The sequence below is a fragment of the Oleiphilus sp. HI0125 genome (assembly GCF_001635355.1).
Window position 1 is genome coordinate 1 of the sequence record NZ_LWGF01000334.1, and the last position, 779, is coordinate 779.

The 779-nt window shown below is 44.7% G+C and carries 1 pseudogene; it reads right to left on the reverse strand.

From position 1 onward, the window contains the following. A pseudogene (locus A3762_RS27085) lies at positions 1 to 779 on the reverse strand (DUF724 domain-containing protein); the annotation flags it as partial.

Consider the following 779-nt stretch of genomic DNA (forward strand, 5'->3'; position numbering starts at 1 on the left):
CGCCTAACTCAGCCTTAAGCAATTTCAATAGCTGGTATAGGCCTATCAATAAACCAATCAAGCCAAGCGCAATAATGATGTAGCCAATGTTCCCGCCTTGTGCAATACGCTCTTGAAGCGTTGGCTCGCGGTCAAGCAATGCAAACAATTCGCCGCGCGTTGGATCAATTAACAGTGTGGTAGGGATTGCAGTATCCAATTGCGGAATCTGCGAAAACGTCTCTGAAGGTTGGGTCGGTAGTTCGCTCAATTGTTGCTTGCTAAGATCCCAAGCTAGGTAATTACCTCGCTCATCCATCGCACTAAAGGTACCGATACGAAGCACTTGCTTAGGGGAAGTTTTTCCATCCAATGCAACAACGGGAAGATCTAATAATTCAATCTTCCCTGATTCAACAATTTCACTTTCAAAACTACTGAATAAGGCTTGTAGCTCAAGAAGGGTTGGCACCTTACTGGTCTCGGCAAAACGCAATGCTGTAATACGATCAGGAAATTGTGCACTGGTCATCGAATCTTCAAGGCTAGGAATTAAATCCAGCGCGCTTTCTTTCGCAACACCAAATACTTCGCCAAGTGTGCCGCTCGCTAAATCGAGTTTTTCTTGAAGAGTTGCGATGTCGTCTTCGTTCTTATCAAACAAGGCTTTCAAACGTTGCTTTTCTTTTTCTTCCTCAGCAATTTCCTGATTTGTTTGGCGAAGCAAACGCTTCTGCTCAGCCAAAGCAAGTTTCGATACACGCTCACGCTCAGCATTTTCTTTTGCGTCGTTCTTCACA